Origin of the sequence: Ursidibacter maritimus (assembly GCF_009761395.1) — a bacterium.
In the GTDB taxonomy this organism is placed as follows: Bacteria; Pseudomonadota; Gammaproteobacteria; order Enterobacterales; family Pasteurellaceae; genus Ursidibacter; species Ursidibacter maritimus.
The window spans coordinates 365,933-382,974 of the sequence record NZ_LEKN01000013.1 but is presented as its reverse complement, the minus strand read 5'-3'; the positions used below and the strand labels follow the sequence as shown (position 1 = coordinate 382,974).

The following is a 17,042-nucleotide window of genomic DNA, read 5'->3' as shown; positions in this document are numbered from 1 at the left end:
TAAGGCATAATAGACGGGTTCTATTATGCCTTTTTATTATAAAAATGAAAATTAACACAAATCTACTCTCAGGGCTCACTTTAGTTGCTTTCTTAACAGCCCTTTCCTTCTATATTTCACACGCTACAATTGCCATAAATTTACAACTTAGTGCACTAACCATTGCAATTCTAATCGGGCTGTTATTAGGCAATACATTTTATGTTTATATCGAAAAAGAAACCGCACAAGGTATTCAATTTGCTAAAACTATCCTATTAAGAACAGGTATTGTGCTATATGGTTTTAGGATTACTTTACAAGATATTCATTCTGTGGGTGCGAACGCGGTAATCAGCGATGCTATTTTATTGGTAACCACATTTTTTCTGACTTGTTGGATTGGTATTCGGCTGCTGAAAATAGATAAACAGATTGTGCAACTTACTGCGGCAGGTTGTAGCATTTGTGGTGCAGCTGCCATTATGGCAACAACATCTATTGTTAAAGCAGAATCGCATAAAGTGTCGGTAGCGGTTGCTCTTATTGTGATTTTTGGCACGCTTTGTATGTTCTTATACCCAATGTTCTATCCTTACTTGAGTAATGTGTTAACAGAACATCAGTTTGGAATTTATATCGGCTCAACGGTTCACGAAGTCGCTCAAGTGTATGCAGCTGGTGGGAATATCAGTAGTACGGTTGCTGATACTGCAGTAATTACCAAAATGATTCGGGTAATGATGCTCGCTCCCTTTTTAATTTGCTTAGCTTACTATTTGCAGCAGGGAGATAACCAACAGCAGAAAATTACGATTCCTTGGTTCGCCGTACTGTTTATTGCCGTTGCGGTATTTAATTCGTTCAATTTAATACCCGAAAAAGTGGTGAATACACTGATCCAAATTGATACATTCTTGCTAATGATGGCAATGTCAGCATTGGGCCTAACCACTCGCATTAGCTCTATTAAACAAGCGGGTATAAAACCTTTGTTATTAGGGGGTATTATCTGCTTATGGCTTATTGTGGGAGGATTTTTTATTCACCTAATAATGCAATCTCTGTTTAGATAATAGATGACATGTTAATTGATTATAGTATGTAAAATATTTATTTACCTTCGGAAAGAATCTCGGGTTAAATATAGAAAAAATGAAAAATAGGCTAGAAGGATTATTTCGTGAGCTGAAACGAAAATTAAATAATCATAATGGATCAAGTAAAAAGCGTAAGATATTGTTTATACAGGATTTTTTAGATAAAAATAGTTCCTAAAAATATTATTAGCAACTATTTTTTTCATTACACTGAATTACTAAATAAAAAGCGGTAGGATTTGCAAAATCATTTACAAATCCTACCGCTATTATTTTATCTTAGTCGTTTAAGTGGGCGACTAATTAGTGCGTGCTAGTGCTTGTCGTTGTACGGCTTGCACGTTTACGTTCTACCTCTGTTAGTAATTTTTTACGAATACGCACCGAAGTTGGCGTTACTTCCACTAATTCGTCATCATCAATAAACTCAAGTGCTTGCTCAAGCGTGAATTTTACTGGCGTAGTTAAAGTAAGTGCATCATCTTTTCCTGAAGCACGCATATTGGTCAGTTTTTTACCTTCCAGTGGATTTACAGTTAAGTCATTTGAGCGGCTATGGATACCGATAACTTGGCCTTCATAAATTTCAACACCGTGATCGATCATCAATTTACCACGATCTTGTAAAGCATAAAGCGAATAAGCTAGGGCTTTACCTGTACCGTTTGAAATTAATACACCGTTAATACGCTGACCGATTTCACCTGGTTTCACATCATCGTAATGGCTGAAACTTGAGTAAAGTAAACCTGTACCTGAAGTCATTGTCATAAATTCATTACGGAAACCAATTAGACCGCGGCTTGGAATGATATATTCTAAACGGGTACGACCTTTACCATCTGGCACCATATCACGTACTTCACCTTTACGAATACCTAATGCTTCCATTACTGAACCTTGGTGCTGTTCTTCAATATCAATCGTTACTTGCTCAAACGGCTCCTGTTTACGACCATCAATTTCTTTGAAAATAACTTTTGGACGAGATACCGCTAACTCATAGCCTTCTCGACGCATATTTTCAATAAGTACAGATAAATGTAACTCACCACGACCAGATACGCTGAAAATATCAGAATCATCAGTTTCTTCTACACGTAATGCCACGTTATGCACTAACTCTTTTTTCAAACGCTCTAAAATCTGACGAGAAGTAACGAATTTACCTTCTTGTCCACAGAATGGTGAAGTATTTACACAGAAGAACATAGTTACAGTTGGTTCATCAACTGATAACGCAGGTAACGCTTCTACATTGTTAATATCGCATAATGTATCTGAAATATTTAACTCACCTAAACCTGTGATGGCAATAATATCACCAGCATAGGCTTCTGTTGCTTCATAACGCTGTAAGCCTAAATGCCCTAATACTTGACCAACACGACCATTACGCGTTTTTCCTTCAGCATCGATCACAGTGATAGGTTGGTTTGGTTTTACTGTACCACGCTTAATGCGTCCAATACCGATAACACCTAAGTATTTACTATAATCTAACTGAGAAATTTGCATTTGGAATGGTGCATCTAATTGCACATCTGGTGGTGAAACGTGCTTAATAATCGCTTCAAATAATGGATCCATATTCGGAGCAAGATCTTCGTGTTCTAAACCAGCCACACCATTTAGTGCTGATGCGTAAATAATAGGGAAATCTAACTGCTCATCCGTTGCCCCTAAGTTCACAAACAAGTCAAACACCTGATCCACAACCCAATCAGGACGAGCACCAGGACGGTCCACTTTATTGATAACTACAATCGGTTTTAAACCGTGAGCAAAGGCTTTTTGTGTCACGAAACGAGTTTGCGGCATAGGGCCATCAAAAGCATCAACAACCAATAACACCGAATCAACCATTGAAAGTACACGCTCAACTTCACCACCAAAATCGGCGTGCCCTGGGGTATCTACGATATTGATACGATAATCGTTCCAGTTAATCGCTGTATTTTTCGCTAAAATTGTAATGCCACGCTCTTTTTCAAGATCGTTTGAGTCCATAACACGCTCATCAGTATCACCACGAGAAGTATCTAATGTGCCTGAAAGTTTAAGAAGTTTATCAACTAAAGTGGTTTTGCCGTGGTCAACGTGGGCAATAATTGCGATATTACGCAGTTTGTTTGTATCTAAATGTTGCATTGAAATTACTTTATTTAAAGGTGGAGTGATCCACGCATCTAACTTAACTAAGCGAGTAATAAAACATTACTCACTGACGAATTCTTGGAAATGTGATCTACCTCACAATTTGCAAAGGGGAGCGATTATACCTTTTTTTAATGAAATCGGCTAGGAAACAAGCGGTAAGATTGCAGTAAAATTTTGCAAATTTGATGTGCTGATCAACACGCACAAAAAAACCGAGCATTTATCTGCTCGGCTTTCTCGATCTGAAATTAGCGACGTAAACCTAAACGTGCGATAGTTTCTGAATATTTAGCAAGATCAGTACGTTTTAAGTAGTCTAATAATTTACGACGACGTGAAACCATACGTAATAAACCACGACGACCATGGTGATCTTTTTTATGCTCAGCAAAGTGGCCTTGTAAGTGGTTGATTTGTGCAGTTAAAAGTGCGATTTGCACTTCTGAAGAACCAGTATCTTTTGCATCACGACCAAATTCAGCAACGATTTTTGCTTTTGCTTCTACGCTTAGAGACATTTTTTACTCCTAAAAAGTAGTTAAGTTTATATTCATCAATAGCCGATCTCTAATTCAGCTACGACACGAGGTTGCAAATTCTAAAGGGAATTTGCTTGAAAAGCAATCTTCCCTCATAAAAATTTAGTGATGTGTATTCTGATTGCTTGGTTGTAAGTACTCTTCTTTATTTGGATCAACCGCCTTTGATTTACGAATCATCGGCTCAACAGTTGAACCCTGAACCAAAATCGAGAACATCACCACCGAATAAGTCATTACCAAAATAATATCTTTCACATCAATGCCATCGCCGACAAAAGCAGTTTTAGCCGGAATAGATAACGCCATCGCCAAAGCTAAACCACCACGTAATCCCCCCCACGTCATAATTTTTAACGTATAAGGGTTGTAAGTACGGAATTTTTTAAGCACTTGCAATGGCAACCATAGACTCGCATAACGAGCAGCTAAACAAACAGGTACTGCAACAATCATCAAAATAATACCATAAATGCTGAAGTCGATAAGCAACAACGCAAAGCCTATTAGGAAGAATAACAATGCATTTAGGAAATGGTCAATCATCTCCCAGAAGTGATCTAAATAACGTTGGCTCTGTTCCGAAAAGCCTGAATGGCGAGTCCAGTTACCAATCATAATTCCAGACACTACCATCGCCAAGGCTCCTGAAACATGCAAGAAATTATTCGCAAACATAAAGCCTGCAGTTGGAATAGTTAAAGTAAGAAGGATTTCCAAGCTACCATCATCAGTAGATGAAATTAAAATATGAGCAATAAATCCGAGCACAAAGCCAAATAAGATTCCGCCAATAGCCTCGTGTAAAAATAGCCCCATAATACCACTAAAAGTCGCTTCTTGTCCGCCAAATGCAACAGCGAAAACGGTAACGAAAATCACTAAGCCAACACCATCATTGAATAAAGATTCCCCTTCAACTTGGATAGCAATACGCTTTGGTGCACGCAGGTTCTTAATAATTGCAATAACCGCTATTGGGTCATTTGGAGAAATCAACGCACCAAATAACAAGCAGTAAATAAAATCCATCGGTAAACCAATAAGATTACTGATGAAATAAATAAAACCGCCGACAATGAAGGTAGATGCGACCGTTGAGAAAAGCGCAAAAATTGCAATTTCCCATTTTTGATCTTTTAACAGTGGCAATTTAATCCCTAATGAACCTGCAAATAACAGGAATCCCAATATCCCATTAAGTAAGAAACTCTTAAAATCAATTTGCTCCATTACTTCAATGGCTATGTGATCCAGATTAAACCAACCTAAAAAACCGAGTAATAAAAGTAACAATGACCCTACCATCGCTGCAGCGGTAATTGCAATGGTAGATTGTACTTGAGCACTAATTTTACTCGTAATAAAACCGAGTAAAATAGACAAGGCGGAAAGAAAACAAATATATGCGTAAATACCCATACGCTATCCTTAGATAAGAGTGATGAAAAATGAAACTAAAATGAGATGCGAATTAAAGCAAATTTTGCTTTCAAATGCAAAAAATCCTAATAAAACAGATCGACAAGCGGTCTTATTTGAACAACTTTTTGCAAAAATTCGAATTTGAGAATTAGTTGCTTTACAGTATAATCAGCCAAATTTTTATTTATAGGAATTTCATAATGATTGAAAAAATGCACGATAAGACAAATAGTCTGACGTTTAAAATCATCTTTGCCGCCATATCAATTTCCTTTGTTCTAGGTGGTATCGGTACTGTTGGTTTATTCCAAAACGACACATCAGCGGTAAAAGTAAACGGACAAGAAATTTCTCAACAGCTATTTAGCCACCAAAAAAGCCAAAGAGAAAACGCACTCTATACCCAATTAGGTGGACAAGCTGGAGATTTACTTGATAATCCTGAGTATGCAAAACAGTTCCGTCAAACGATTTTAGATGGATTGGTAAATGAAGAACTTATTCGCCAATATATCCAAGAATTAAAGCTAGGTATTACTGCAGACCAAATTAAATCAGAGATTGTTAATAGCGGTGCTTTTAACACCAATGGTAAATTCGACAACGCCCTTTACCAACAATCCTTACAACATAGCCGCATTACCCCAGATCAATATGCCGCAACAGTGCGTGATGGAATGTTAATATCTCAGTTGAATGAAGGCATTATCAATAGTGATTTCAGTGTACCTGCAGAAAAAGAGCTATTAGCTAAATTATTATTACAAAAACGTGTTGTGCGTTTATCCACAATGCCTATTGCGAAAGAAATGGCAAATCAAACCGCTTCTGAAGATGAGCTAAAAAGCTATTATGATGCTCATCAAAAAGAATTTGTTAATCCGGAGCAAGTAGCCGTTGAATACCTAATCGCTACCCCGAAAGATTTTGAAAACAAGGTTCAAATCACTCCTGAACAAATTGAAACTTATTATCAAACCAACAAATCTCAATTTGGAAATATAGAGAAACAAGCTGCACATATTCAGGTGGCTGATGAAGCAAAAGCAAATACGATTTATGAACAGCTTAAAAATGGTTCTGAATTTGCAACGTTAGCAAAAGAACACTCAACTGACAGTATTACAGCGAAAAATGGTGGTGATTTAGGTTGGGTAAAAAATGGCTCTTTCCCTACCGCTTTTGAAAACACTTTAAATAGTCTAAAAGTGGGTGAATTTAGTAAGCCTGTGAAAATTGATGGTGCTTACCACATCGTAAAAGCAGTTGCTCAGCGTGGTAGTGAAAAACCACTTTCTGAAGTGAAAGATAGTATTGCAAGTATTATCAAAAGTGAATTGGTTGCACCAGAATACTCAAATGCAATCAATGAGTTAAAAAATAAAGCCTTTGAAAATAGTAGCTCATTACAGGCTGCTGCTGATGCAGTTGGTCTCACATTAAAGAAAGCTGAAAGCTTTACTCATCAACAAATTCCAGCTGAATTAAACAATGAGAAAGTCGTCAAAGCAATCTTCAATAGTGAGCTGAAACAAAGCAAACAAAACTCTGAAGCTATTGATATTACTAATGGTGATCAAGCTGCAACGCTTTTCTTGCGAGTGACTGATTATCAAGCTGAAAGCACTCAAACCTTTGAGCAAGCTAAAGCTAAGATCGAACAATTAGTTAAGCAAGAAAAAGCAGAGAAAGCGTTACTCGCTAAAGCAGAGCAAGAAGTTAAATCACTCAATGCCGGCAATAGTGCAACAGTAGAGTTTGGTAAAGCGGAAGAGCTTGTATTTATCCAAGCACAAGCAACACACCCAGTGTTATCAAAAACATTATTCTCAATGGCAAAACCAAGTGATAAACCTAACTATCAAGTTGCTAAAGATAAAAATGGTGATGTGTTAATTATTGCTTTGGATAAAGTGATTGATGGTAGTAGCGAACAAGAAGGTTTTGCAATGTTATCGAATGCTATTGCACAACAAGATCAAGTTTCACTTTATTTAACATTATTAAATGATTTGCGTGAAAAAGCTAAAATTGAAATAAATCAAGATTTTATGGACGAGCTTGAGGCTCAATCACAAAAATAATTGATCACAATATCAAATAAACTAAGGGCGTATTTAATACGCCCTTTTTATTGGTCATTATGATGGGATTATTTGTATTGGCACTACTGGCTACAAACAGGTACCCTAGTAATGTTTGGTGTATTCACTACCGAAAATATTGAACAAGCTATTGAACGAGCTGGCACTAAAGCGGGCAATAAAGGTGCAGAATGTGCTTTAGGTGCAATCGAAATGGCAAATCTATTAAAACAGATTTAATTTCACTTACCTTTAATATATCGGGAATTATTGCTATGCCGTCAGTAATTCCCGTTTTTCTTGATGAACACCTAATTTTATTCCCCTTCCAAAACCAACAAATCAGGTAAAGTAGCGAAACTTTCTGCCTTAACAGTGTTATGGAAATCAATGATATAAGCCATTTCAGCATCCGATTCACGAATTGCACCGTATAAATTACTATAGAGCCCTTTCTGAGTAATTTTACGAGCCACCACATAGCCACGCTCTAAATAAGGTTTTACTGCCCAATAAGGCAAAGCCGCAACGCCCCGTTTACTCGCCACAAGCTGAATAATCGCAATGGTAAGCTCACTGGTGCGTCTTGTTGGGTTAATTCCTTTTGGATGTAATACCTTACGCAAAAGGTCTAACATATCGTCAGGAACAGGGTAAGTAATTAAGGTTTCAGTAGCAAAATCTTCGGCGTCCCAAATTTCTTTACTCGCCAAATGATGATCTTTAGAGCAAATTGCCACCATCTCATAAGAAAATAGCGGCATATAACTCACCCCAGTCACATCTTCCATCTCCGATACCACCGCCCAGTCAGCACGATGAGAAAGCAGTAGCCCGACAGTATCTGTATGGAAGCCAGACACAATATCCAACTCAACTAATGACCAACTCTGACGAAATCTGTCCATTGCAGGCATCAGCCAATCAAAACAGGTATGACATTCCACTGCAATGCGTAATTCACCAACTTCCCCTTGCTTTACACGTGCAAGATCTAATTCAGCCTCAACCACTTGTGGCAAAATTTTATAAGCCAATTGAATTAAGCGTTCGCCTGCAGGCGTGAAATGAATAGGTTGAGTTTTTCGTTCAAATAAAGTTAATTCATATTGATCTTCTAATAATTTGATTTGGTGCGACAACGCAGATTGAGTGAGATGAATGCGTTTAGCGGCTAAAGAGACACTACCACTTTCTTTTAAGGCAAGTAGCGTTTTTAAGTGACGAAGCTCAAGGAAGATCGGTTTCATTATTAAAATTTCTATTCATAAAACAATTTTGGATGAAAATTATAACAATATCAAAGCAACAAAAGAACAGATGAGCTTGATATTTACATAAGCGGAGCATTTTGCAAAACATATTTCAAATCTCTCCGCTTGATGATTTAGCGAATAGGCTGATATTCTGCTTGTAAGCCTTTTTGCACTGCTGGGCGATTATAAATAGCATTTGCCCAGCGTAGTAAGTTCGGATAACTTTCTACCGCTAGAAACTCCTTGGCATCATAAACTAAGCCAAGAGCAAGCTGCCCATACCAGCTCCAAATGGCAATATCGGCAATCGTATATTCTCCACCGCAAATATATTCCTGTTTGGCTAAATGTTTATCCAGCAAATCTAATTGACGCTTGGTTTCCATTGTAAAACGGTTGATTGGGTACTCAAATTTCTCTGGTGCATATTTATAAAAATGCCCAAATCCGCCCCCAACATAAGGGGCACTTGCCATTTGCCAAAATAGCCAAGAAAGGCACTCTGTACGTTTTGAAAAATCACTTGGGATAAAAGCCTGAAATTTTTCAGACAAATAGAGCAAAATAGCCCCAGATTCAAAGACTTTTTGTGGTTGTTCAGCAGTTAAATCAAGTAACGCAGGTATTTTGGAATTAGGGTTAATTTCAACAAAGCCACTGCCAAATTGATCTCCCTCGCGAATATCTATTTTGAATAGATCATAATCAGCTTGAGTGATACCTTTAGCCAATAATTCTTCTAGCATTATGGTAATTTTTACCCCGTTTGGCGTTCCCAATGAGTAAAGCTGTAAGCCTTTATTTCCTTGTGGGAGTGTTAAATCAAAGGTTGCCCCTGATGTAGGGCGGTTGATTGCCGCAAAAGCTCCGCCATTTTGCTCTTCCCAACGCCATACTTTCGGTGGAATATAATTTGTCATTGTTGCTCCTTAGTTTAGATAAACCATTGAATGTGAATAGAGGCGGTAAGATGTGTAAGATTTTTTGCAAATCATACCGCTTTGTGTAAATTTTTCTTGATATTTCGTGAAATATCCCCAAACTATCCGACACTTTTACTTCATTATGATTAAAGGAAATCAGTATGTCGAATCCTCTTTTAAATGCAACAGGTTTACCACAATTTTCAGCAATTAAACCTGAGCATATTCAACCTGCTATTGAGCAGCTCATTCAACAGTGTCGAGAAACCATTGAGCAAGTTTCTCAAATAGCACAGCCGACTTGGGAAAATTTCTATATGCCACAAGCGATGACGGGGGATAAATTATCTCGTGCTTGGTCGCCTGTAGGGCATTTAAACTCAGTCAAAAACAGCCCAGAATTGCGTGATGCTTATCAAGCTTGTTTACCATTATTATCAGAATACAGCACTTGGGTTGGGCAACATCAAGGGTTATATCAAGGCTATGTAAAATTAAAAAATGGCGCTGAGTTTGCAAATTACTCTTTAGCACAGAAAAAAGCGATCGAAAATAGCTTGCGTGATTTTGAACTATCAGGCATTTCATTACCTGCGGAACAACAAAAACGCTACGGTGAGATCTCAATGCGTTTATCCGAACTTAGCTCAAAATTTAGCAATAACGTATTAGATGCCACAATGGGTTGGGAAGTTTTAATCGAAAGTGAGGCTGAATTAACAGGCTTACCTGAATCTGCCCTTGAAGCCGCTAAATTAGATGCTGAAAGTAAAGGTAAAAAAGGTTATCGCTTTACCCTTGAATTCCCAAGCTATCTACCAGTAATGACCTACTGTGAAAATCGTGAGTTACGCCAAAAAATGTATGAAGCCTTTAATACGAGAGCGTCGGATCAAGGCCCGAATGCAGGTAAATGGGACAACAGCGCAATTATTGATGAAACACTCAAATTACGTTTAGAGTTGGCGAATTTGTTAGGTTTTGAAACCTATGCAGATTATTCATTAGCCACCAAAATGGCGGAAAATCCAAAACAAGTGGTGGATTTTTTAGAAGGGTTAGCCAACCGCTCAAAAGCACAGGGGCAAAAAGAGTTAGCAGAACTAAAAGCCTTTGCAAAACAAGAATATGGAATGGACGATCTTCAACCTTGGGATTTTGCTTTTTATAGTGAAAAACAAAAACAAGCACTTTATGCGATTAACGATGAAGAACTTCGCCCATATTTCCCAGAAGAACGTGTACTTTCAGGATTATTTGAATTGGTAAAACGCATCTTCGGAATGAAAGTCGTTGAGCAAAAAGAGTTTGATAGCTATCACGAAAGCGTACGTTTTTTCAATATTTTTGATGAAACTGACCGCTTGCGTGGTTCATTCTACCTTGATCTGTATGCAAGAGAACATAAACGTGGTGGTGCGTGGATGGATGATTGTATCAACCAAAAACGTTTAGCAGACGGTTCATTACAAAAACCAGTGGCGTATTTGACTTGTAACTTTAATAAGCCGATTGGTAATAAACCTGCACTCTTCACTCACGATGAAGTCACCACACTCTTCCACGAATTTGGTCACGGTATTCACCATATGCTGACTGAAATTGATGTCGGTGATGTTGCGGGAATCAACGGTGTGCCTTGGGACGCAGTAGAATTACCAAGCCAATTCTTAGAAAACTGGTGTTGGGAAGAAGAGGCGTTGGCATTTATTTCAGGGCATTATGAAACGGGAGAACCATTGCCGAAAGATAAACTAACGCAGCTACTTAAAGCGAAAAACTTCCAAGCAGCGATGTTTGTTTTACGTCAGCTAGAATTTGGCATCTTTGATTTCCGTTTACATTTAGCTAAACCGAGGGAGAATTTATTATTAGATACGTTAAGAGAAGTAAAAGCACAGGTTGCAGTGGTAGAAATTCCAACTTTCGTGCGTACTCCGCACAGTTTCGGACATATCTTCGCAGGTGGATATGCAGCAGGTTATTACAGCTATTTATGGGCAGAAGTGCTTTCGGCTGATGCTTTTTCTCGCTTTGAAGAAGAAGGGATTTTTAGCCGAGAAGTCGGGGAATCTTTCTTACAAAATATCTTAACGCGTGGTGGTTCAGAAGAGCCAATGGTGCTGTTTGAACGTTTCCGTGGACGCAAACCAACCTTAGATGCGTTATTGCGTCATAAAGGAATTGCTTAAATAATAAAACCGCCACTGCACTTATAAAAGGCAGTGGCGGTTTTCTATGCGGTAATAGAAAGGAAATTACACATTAAAACGGAAGTGCATTACATCGCCGTCTTGAACGATATAATCTTTACCTTCTAAACGCCATTTTCCAGCGTCTTTTGCTCCATTTTCACCTTTATACTGAACGAAATCATCATAGGCAATCACTTCTGCACGAATAAAGCCCTTCTCAAAATCAGTATGAATAACCGCTGCCGCTTTTGGTGCAGTTGCCCCAACTGAAACAGTCCAAGCTCTCACTTCTTTTACACCTGCGGTGAAGTAAGTTTGTAAGTTTAATAATGCGTAGCCTGCACGAATAACACGATTTAACCCAGGTTCTTCAATACCAAGATCTTGTAAAAACTCTGTTTTTTCTTCATCTTCTAGTTCTGCAATTTCTGCTTCAATAGCAGCACAGACAGGCACAACCACAGAACCTTCTTTTGCAGCAAATTCTCTTACTTTTTCAAGATAAGGGTTGTTTTCAAAGCCGTCTTCATTCACATTGGCGATATACATTGTTGGTTTTAAGGTTAAGAAGTTATACCCTTTGATCGCGTGTAGTTCGTCTTTATCTAAATCAACAGAGCGGATCATTCCTGCATTTTCAAGGACAGGTAAGATTTTCTCCATAATCGAAAGCTCAAACTTAGCCTCTTTATCGCCACCTTTAGCACGCTTTTGTAAACGCTGAATAGCACGTTCACAACTATCTAAATCAGCAAGGGCTAACTCTGTATTGATCGTTTCGATATCATCAAGTGGATCAATTTTCCCTGCAACGTGAACAATATCATCATTTTCAAAACAACGAACAACGTGTCCGATAGCATCTGTTTCACGAATATTAGCTAAGAACTTATTGCCTAAGCCTTCGCCTTTACTTGCACCTGCCACTAAACCCGCAATATCAACAAATTCCATTGTGGTTGGTAATACACGTTCTGGTTTAACAATTTCTGCCAATGCGTCAAGACGTGGATCAGGCATTGGTACAACACCAGTATTCGGTTCAATCGTACAGAACGGATAATTTGCTGCTTCAATTCCTGCTTTAGTTAAAGCGTTAAAAAGTGTTGATTTACCGACATTTGGTAAACCGACAATACCACATTTAAATCCCATAATTTTTCCTATTTTTTCATTACTGATGGGCTACCTAAGCGGTAGTTTTTACTCATCTTTTTACAAATTCTTATGCTTTAAAAGCATTTAAACGGTTGGTTGCTTTCACAATGCCATCTTTAAATAATAAATCCACACAACGACTTGCTTCATCAATCGCTGCATCAATCAACGGTTTATCCGTTGGTGATGGTTTACCTAAAACATAACTTGCGACTAAATCTTTATGGCCTGGGTGCCCAATGCCAATTCGAACACGATAAAAGTTATTGTTATTGCCTAAACTTGCCACGATATCTTTTAAACCGTTGTGTCCACCATGTCCGCCACCTTGTTTAATTTTAGCAATGCCTGGTGGTAAATCTAGCTCATCGTGAGCCACTAAAATTTCTTCAGGTTTAATACGATAGAAGTTAGCCAATGCCCCTACTGCTTTACCACTTAAATTCATAAAGGTAGTAGGAACAAGTAAACGAACTTCCCCTTGAGCTGTATTGATTTTAGCCACTTTGCCAAAGTATTTAGCTTCTTCTTTTAAGCTTACATTATGCATTCGGGCAATTTCGTTAATTAACCATTCCCCTGCATTATGACGAGTTTCTTCATACTTCGCCCCAGGGTTAGCGAGCCCTACAATTAACTTAATTTGCGACATTGCAATCAATTTCCTATTTGTACAGAGTTAGACAATACTTATTTTTACTAATCTTAGGGAGTTTTAATAATCCGACACCGCCTGATAAGCGGTGTCTCTTTAGTTAAAATTTACGAATTACTCTTCACCCAACAACTTCAACTCACGTTGTCTAACTTGGTTTTTGAGTAGCTCAGTAAATTCTGCGATAGTAAATGTGCCTAAATCTGCACCTTTACGTGTACGCACTGCAACTTTACCTGCTTCGATTTCTTTATCGCCACATACGAGCATATAAGGAACACGACGTAGAGTATGTTCGCGAATTTTAAAGCCCACTTTTTCATTACGCAGATCCGCTTTTACACGAATACCCGCATCTGATAAAGCGTTCACGACTTGTTGAACGTAATCTGCTTGACTGTCTGTAATGTTCATTACCACTGCTTGAGTTGGGGCTAACCAAGATGGGAAGAATCCTGCATATTCTTCAGTAATAATCCCGATAAAACGCTCAAGAGATCCCAAAATAGCACGGTGGATCATCACAGGTGTTCTGCGATCATTATCTTCTGCAACATAAGTCGCATTTAAACGCTCAGGTAAGAAGAAATCTAACTGGATCGTACCGCATTGCCACGCACGATCTAAGCAATCGTGTAGTGTAAATTCAATTTTCGGCCCATAGAATGCCCCTTCGCCTTCTTGAATTTCATATTCAAGCCCGTTTGTAACGAGTGCCGCGGCTAAATCTGCTTCCGCTTTCGCCCACATTTCATCAGTTCCGATACTATTTTCTGGGCGTGTTGAAAGTTTCACTTTAATATTTTGGAAACCGAAAGTGCTATAAATGTCATAAACCATTTTAATACACGAAGTTACTTCACTTTCAACTTGTTCTGGCATACAGAAGATATGTGCATCATCTTGGGTAAAGCCACGCACACGCATAATACCGTGTAGTGAACCTGATGGCTCATTACGATGGCAAGAGCCAAACTCAGCCATACGCAATGGTAAATCACGATAAGATTTCAAACCTTGATTGAAAATTTGAATGTGTCCTGGGCAGTTCATTGGCTTAATTGCATATTCACGATTTTCAGATGACGTTGTGAACATTAAATCACCATAGTTTTGCCAGTGACCTGTTTTCTCCCACAAGACTCTGTCCATCATAAATGGACCTTTTACTTCCTGATAATCGTATTGTTTAAGTTTAGTACGCACAAAAGTTTCTAACTCGCGGAAAATCGTCCAACCGTCATTATGCCAGAACACCATACCCGGTGCTTCTTCTTGCATATGGAATAAATCTAACGCTTTACCAATTTTACGGTGATCACGTTTAGCCGCTTCTTCTAAGCGATGCAAGTAATCGGCAAGCTGTTTTTTATCCGCCCAAGCTGTACCATAAACACGTTGTAGCATTTTATTTTTGCTATCACCACGCCAGTAAGCTCCAGCAACTTTCATCAATTTAAAGTGGTGGCAGAAACGCATATTTGGCACGTGTGGGCCACGACACATATCAATATATTCTTCGTGATGATATAACGCTGGTGTATCTGTTTTTGCAATATTTTCATCTAAAATTGCCATTTTATATGGCTCGCCACGACGCTCAAAAGTATCTCGTGCTTCTTGCCAACTTACTGGCTTTTTCACTACATCGTAGTTTGTTTTCGCTAACTCAAGCATACGTTTTTCTAACGCATCAATATCTTCTTGCGTTAAAGAGCGATCTAAATCAATGTCATAATAAAAACCGTTGTCGATCGTTGGACCAATCGCCATTTTAACATTTGGGAAAAGCTGTTTAATCGCGTGACCAAGCAAGTGAGCTGTTGAGTGACGAATAATTTCTAAACCATCTTCATCTTTTGCGGTAATAATTTCTAGCGTTGCATCTTCGTGGATAATGTCTGATGCATCACGACGTTCACCGTTTACACGCCCTGCGATAGTTGCTTTCGCAAGACCTGCACCGATACTTTGGGCAACGTCCATTACAGAAACGGGGTGATCAAATTGGCGTTGAGAGCCATCTGGTAAAGTAATAATTGGCATTTTAAATCCTTATACAGTGGTAACCCATACGAAAGGTTACTTGTTGAGATTGAACATTTTGCAAAAATGGAAAACAAAAAACCGCTTGCAAGCGGTTAGATTCCGATAATTTTTTGCGATTTCTTAATTGATTATTGTATATAAAAATGAGCTTTACTCGCCCTCACAAATGGGCGGACGAAAAAGCGGTTAGATTTTAGCAAATTTTTGCAAATCTTGCTACCTATCCACCCGCTTATAGTTACGTTCTTGTTGGTTAATAATTTGTTGATGATATTTTTCATTATACTAAAATCCAGTTATTCCATATCACTGTAAAATCCCCTTAAAATCGAAACGTTTAAAGGGGATTATATACAGTGACAAAAGATTATCTGTATTCCTATTCCATTAAGGTTTTGAAATCAGCATATCCTAAACCTAGAGAACTTCTCGCATAACCAGCCTGTCTACAAGGATAATTGGAAGTTATGCTTTCTCTTTCTTCCGCTTTGATAGCATATGATTTGCTCTCATCATTATCAATATTTTGAATTGACGCCACGCATTGATTATAGTCTTTTTTCAGTAACTCATAGTTCTTAACATAATTATCAACTATGTTTTTCTCGCTTACTCTAAAACTTTCTCTCCACGTTGCACAAAGGAAGTAATTTGATGAATTGTAATCACAATAATTCTTTTCTTGTTGGCTCAATGCGGAAAAGTCCTTTTTATCAAACTCTTGTTTTGCCACTGACAATGTTGCCTTTTGCCAAATATCACAAGCAGATAAAACTCTTCTATCTTTAGTGCAATATGTTTTCTGTTCAGATAATAATTGCTCTAAACTTAATTTACTCAACTCCATTTTTCCTTGTTCTTCTTTCTCATTATAAAGTTTACCCAAAACTTCACATTGCTCCCAACTCGAACTAGATCTAGCATTGTTACAGTCGTGATTGACATATTCAGCTGCCATTTCTTGCCAACTCAAATTACCATATTGCTTATCCAAGTCTTTACGAATTTTTTCTAATAATTCCTTACGAGCATTCTCTTTTTCGAGACGTTGCTTTTCTAATTCCTGTTTCCGATGCTCTTTTAACGCAGAATCAGCCGCATTACATTCTTTATTTGCTGCCAGTTCCACTAGTTTTTCTTTATTTTTTTCCTTTAAAAGCTTTTGGACTTCAGCTTTACATTCTTTAACTTTTTCTTGTGCTTTATCTACATTTTCCAAGTAGTATTGATGATCTTTCTCACCGCAACCAACCAGTAATAATGCCCCAATTGATAATAAACCAAGCTGTTTTTTCATATTTTCTCCCAAATATAGTAAATGAAATATTGTTTCTATTTTGAACTATTCTTATAGCCAAATCAAATTTTTAGCAGTTTCTTGACGCAGACTCTTTGACGTCCCTTGAAGAATTGCTAAAATTCGGCACGCTTTTTTAGTAAAAAAGACGTTCGGATGAAGATAGCTGGAGAGTGGGGGAGCCCCACACCGACGAGGTAAACTCTTTCAGGTGCGACAGCG

At 38.1% G+C, this 17,042-nt stretch carries 12 protein-coding genes and 1 pseudogene; 4 read left to right on the top strand and 9 right to left on the bottom strand.

The genetic code is table 11. The features are described from left to right. The first annotated feature begins 44 nt into the window (after positions 1 to 44). Complete coding sequence (locus tag A1D26_RS04855; RefSeq protein WP_157402948.1) at positions 45 to 1,055, top strand: YeiH family protein; 1,011 nt, start codon at positions 45 to 47, stop codon at positions 1,053 to 1,055. A 327-nt stretch (positions 1,056 to 1,382) separates the two neighbouring features. Here the strand turns inward: A1D26_RS04855 and typA are convergent, their stop codons facing one another. The 3 genes from typA to A1D26_RS04840 all read right to left on the bottom strand — a co-directional run bounded on the left by typA (position 1,383) and on the right by A1D26_RS04840 (position 5,200). Further along, positions 1,383 to 3,230: a translational GTPase TypA gene (gene typA, locus A1D26_RS04850; protein ID WP_157402947.1), complete on the bottom strand. Its 1,848-nt coding sequence runs from the start codon at positions 3,228 to 3,230 to the stop codon at positions 1,383 to 1,385. Positions 3,231 to 3,487: 257 nt separating this feature from the next. After that, on the bottom strand, positions 3,488 to 3,757 hold the full coding sequence (rpsO, locus tag A1D26_RS04845) for a 30S ribosomal protein S15 (RefSeq protein WP_157395296.1): 270 nt from the start codon (positions 3,755 to 3,757) through the stop codon (positions 3,488 to 3,490). Between the two features lie 123 nt (positions 3,758 to 3,880). After that, positions 3,881 to 5,200 carry a cation:proton antiporter gene (locus A1D26_RS04840; RefSeq protein ID WP_157402946.1) on the bottom strand — a complete coding sequence of 440 codons (1,320 nt, stop codon included), beginning with the start codon at positions 5,198 to 5,200 and terminating at the stop codon, positions 3,881 to 3,883. Between the two features lie 203 nt (positions 5,201 to 5,403). Here A1D26_RS04840 and A1D26_RS04835 point away from each other — a divergent pair, with 203 nt between their 5' ends. Together A1D26_RS04835 and A1D26_RS04830 are read left to right on the top strand one after the other, a co-directional pair. Next, positions 5,404 to 7,287, top strand: a complete 1,884-nt coding sequence (locus A1D26_RS04835) for a SurA N-terminal domain-containing protein (protein ID WP_157402945.1) — start codon at positions 5,404 to 5,406, stop codon at positions 7,285 to 7,287. Positions 7,288 to 7,377: 90 nt separating this feature from the next. Continuing rightward, a pseudogene (locus A1D26_RS04830) lies at positions 7,378 to 7,527 on the top strand (6,7-dimethyl-8-ribityllumazine synthase); the annotation flags it as partial. Positions 7,528 to 7,604: 77 nt separating this feature from the next. Here A1D26_RS04830 and A1D26_RS04825 read toward each other — a convergent pair. Beyond that, entirely contained in the window at positions 7,605 to 8,537 is a 933-nt protein-coding gene (locus tag A1D26_RS04825) for a LysR family transcriptional regulator (protein WP_157402944.1), read from the bottom strand. Between the two features lie 137 nt (positions 8,538 to 8,674). Continuing rightward, a complete protein-coding gene (gene yghU, locus A1D26_RS04820) occupies positions 8,675 to 9,463 on the bottom strand; it encodes a glutathione-dependent disulfide-bond oxidoreductase (protein ID WP_157402943.1) in 789 nt (262 codons plus the stop codon). Positions 9,464 to 9,627: 164 nt separating this feature from the next. On the opposite strand from yghU, the gene prlC reads away from it, so the two are divergent. Continuing rightward, positions 9,628 to 11,658, top strand: a complete 2,031-nt coding sequence (gene prlC, locus A1D26_RS04815; RefSeq protein ID WP_157402942.1) for an oligopeptidase A — start codon at positions 9,628 to 9,630, stop codon at positions 11,656 to 11,658. Between the two features lie 66 nt (positions 11,659 to 11,724). Here prlC and ychF read toward each other — a convergent pair whose 3' ends face one another. The 4 genes from ychF to A1D26_RS04795 all read right to left on the bottom strand — a co-directional run bounded on the left by ychF (position 11,725) and on the right by A1D26_RS04795 (position 16,820). Then, positions 11,725 to 12,816, bottom strand: a complete 1,092-nt coding sequence (gene ychF, locus A1D26_RS04810) for a redox-regulated ATPase YchF (RefSeq protein WP_157395270.1) — start codon at positions 12,814 to 12,816, stop codon at positions 11,725 to 11,727. Positions 12,817 to 12,886: 70 nt separating this feature from the next. Next, positions 12,887 to 13,471: an aminoacyl-tRNA hydrolase gene (gene pth, locus A1D26_RS04805; protein ID WP_157402941.1), complete on the bottom strand. Its 585-nt coding sequence runs from the start codon at positions 13,469 to 13,471 to the stop codon at positions 12,887 to 12,889. Between the two features lie 117 nt (positions 13,472 to 13,588). Next, complete coding sequence (gene thrS / locus A1D26_RS04800; protein WP_157402940.1) at positions 13,589 to 15,520, bottom strand: threonine--tRNA ligase; 1,932 nt, start codon at positions 15,518 to 15,520, stop codon at positions 13,589 to 13,591. Between the two features lie 382 nt (positions 15,521 to 15,902). Further along, positions 15,903 to 16,820 (bottom strand): hypothetical protein, encoded by a 918-nt coding sequence (locus A1D26_RS04795; RefSeq protein ID WP_157402939.1) that lies wholly within the window; start codon positions 16,818 to 16,820, stop codon positions 15,903 to 15,905. Positions 16,821 to 17,042: the final 222 nt, after the last annotated feature.

What these genes read in the sequence shown, in the direction of transcription:
- A1D26_RS04835 (WP_157402945.1), top strand. Translation starts at nt 5,404, where the DNA reads ATGATTGAAAAAATGCACGATAAGACAAATAGTCTGACGTTTAAAATC.
- thrS (WP_157402940.1), bottom strand. Translation starts at nt 15,520, where the DNA reads ATGCCAATTATTACTTTACCAGATGGCTCTCAACGCCAATTTGATCAC.
- typA (WP_157402947.1), bottom strand. Translation starts at nt 3,230, where the DNA reads ATGCAACATTTAGATACAAACAAACTGCGTAATATCGCAATTATTGCC.
- prlC (WP_157402942.1), top strand. Translation starts at nt 9,628, where the DNA reads ATGTCGAATCCTCTTTTAAATGCAACAGGTTTACCACAATTTTCAGCA.
- yghU (WP_157402943.1), bottom strand. Translation starts at nt 9,463, where the DNA reads ATGACAAATTATATTCCACCGAAAGTATGGCGTTGGGAAGAGCAAAAT.
- A1D26_RS04855 (WP_157402948.1), top strand. Translation starts at nt 45, where the DNA reads ATGAAAATTAACACAAATCTACTCTCAGGGCTCACTTTAGTTGCTTTC.
- pth (WP_157402941.1), bottom strand. Translation starts at nt 13,471, where the DNA reads ATGTCGCAAATTAAGTTAATTGTAGGGCTCGCTAACCCTGGGGCGAAG.
- ychF (WP_157395270.1), bottom strand. Translation starts at nt 12,816, where the DNA reads ATGGGATTTAAATGTGGTATTGTCGGTTTACCAAATGTCGGTAAATCA.
- A1D26_RS04825 (WP_157402944.1), bottom strand. Translation starts at nt 8,537, where the DNA reads ATGAAACCGATCTTCCTTGAGCTTCGTCACTTAAAAACGCTACTTGCC.
- rpsO (WP_157395296.1), bottom strand. Translation starts at nt 3,757, where the DNA reads ATGTCTCTAAGCGTAGAAGCAAAAGCAAAAATCGTTGCTGAATTTGGT.
- A1D26_RS04795 (WP_157402939.1), bottom strand. Translation starts at nt 16,820, where the DNA reads ATGAAAAAACAGCTTGGTTTATTATCAATTGGGGCATTATTACTGGTT.
- A1D26_RS04840 (WP_157402946.1), bottom strand. Translation starts at nt 5,200, where the DNA reads ATGGGTATTTACGCATATATTTGTTTTCTTTCCGCCTTGTCTATTTTA.